This is a genomic window from Cellvibrio sp. ARAG 10.3 (assembly GCF_051846955.1).
Taxonomy (GTDB): domain Bacteria; phylum Pseudomonadota; class Gammaproteobacteria; order Pseudomonadales; family Cellvibrionaceae; genus Cellvibrio.
On sequence record NZ_JBPYCU010000070.1, the window covers coordinates 1 to 1,062 of the forward strand.

2 protein-coding genes are annotated in these 1,062 nt (G+C 47.5%); both read left to right on the forward strand.

Features of this window, described 5'->3' with window-relative positions:
- The first annotated feature begins 182 nt into the window (after positions 1-182).
- Positions 183-410: a hypothetical protein gene (locus ACSV5M_RS21820; protein WP_439178964.1), complete on the forward strand. Its 228-nt coding sequence runs from the start codon at positions 183-185 to the stop codon at positions 408-410.
- A 212-nt stretch (positions 411-622) separates the two neighbouring features.
- The coding region (locus ACSV5M_RS21825) for a hypothetical protein (protein WP_439178966.1) at positions 623-1,062 on the forward strand (440 nt) is incomplete at its 3' end.

A 1,062-nucleotide genomic window follows, 5' to 3' on the forward strand; every position in this document is an offset into this window, starting at 1 on the left:
CTGCTTGAAAAGAGATCGTAATAGTGAGTGTGTTTTTCTTCCGGAAGTGCAGCGGCCGCGTAAGCGGCTGCTCTTTCACCATCGCATCACGATGAATTAACTGAAACTGCATGTTCAGTCATTGAGCCTCTGCGCCGTGCCTTCTATACTGTCCTCGACAATGAAAATTGGAGGATATGACGATGCGGGGTAAAGACTCAAAAACCTCAACAGATAAAAGCCTGGATGAGTTGACCCAGGAACTAATTGATCGCGGCATTGTTAAGCGCGAACAAACAACCGAATATGATTTCCTTGAACTGTACCATGCCAATCCGGCAACGTTGTCGGTGTCTTGTCGCCGTATGCAGCTACTCATGCATAACTCGGTTGAGTTTAAGGCACTGAGACAGGATCACGGCCTGGAATAACGGTTCGAGAACCCGTTCATGGTGGCAACTTCCTAAGTTGTACCCTGAAGCAGCACGTACACCTGTAATCGCTGTGGCAGTGGCAACACTGTTGGTGTAATGAAGTTTTCCTATCCCTGAAAACCTTCCGGTTTTCTTCTCATTTCTACTCACCCTGTCGGGAGCCATTCCTGAACAGGGGGCTCCTCTTTCTTTCTTTTGAGGAGCTTTTTATGACTGTTTGTATTTCTGAGCACGTTCGCGCACACGTCGCGGTGAAAGCATTTTGTGATCGTATTTCGCCAATCAATCTGTACCTGGACTATCCACTTGTTGGAAACGCCCAGGTCTATCGAGAGGCAGAGACATACATCAATCAACTGATTGATGATCTGGGTGGTTATTGGGTCTTGATCACGACCATGCGTGGTGATCGCCAATTAGCCCGGAAAATTCGTGCCGTACTGGAGTTTGGTGGAACATTGCGATTGGCATTAGCCCATCTCTATGTCGAATCTATTCTGGTCAGTCACGGATTATGTTTTCAATACGAGTACAAGAACGAGTACCGCTTTTTCATCTCATCGTGTGATGTCGCTGTGCAAGATGAAGTGTCACGTCTACTTTCTCTGAGCACATTCCGGTTTCGCTGGCACGAAAGCGTGTCACGTGA

What these genes read in the sequence shown, in the direction of transcription:
- ACSV5M_RS21820 (WP_439178964.1), top strand. Translation starts at nt 183, where the DNA reads ATGCGGGGTAAAGACTCAAAAACCTCAACAGATAAAAGCCTGGATGAG.